General features: G+C 63.8%; 1 protein-coding gene. It reads left to right on the top strand.

Annotated features, from left to right (window positions below; genetic code table 11):
- On the top strand, positions 1 to 229 hold a 229-nt coding region (locus tag QSV46_RS41320), incomplete at both ends, for a cytochrome c peroxidase (protein WP_314964609.1).

Below are 229 nucleotides of genomic sequence, written 5' to 3'. Positions count from 1 at the left end.
GATCAAATCGATCGGCGGCTATCTCGCGATGTTCCAACGCGCGTTCGCAGACGACGACGACCCGATCACTCCGACCAACCTCAGTCTGGCGATCGGCGCCTATGAACGTACGCTCGCGACGCCCGGACCGTTCGATGCGTACCTGGACGGTAACATCTTGGCGTTGACGTCGCAGGCGCGTGCGGGGCTGCGCACCTTCGTCGATGTCGGGTGTGCCGCGTGCCACAAC

Origin of the sequence: Bradyrhizobium cosmicum (assembly GCF_032290525.1) — a bacterium.
GTDB lineage: Bacteria > Pseudomonadota > Alphaproteobacteria > Rhizobiales > Xanthobacteraceae > Bradyrhizobium > Bradyrhizobium cosmicum_A.
The sequence above is the reverse complement of the archived record's forward strand: the minus strand, read 5'-3'. Positions and strand labels throughout refer to the sequence as shown.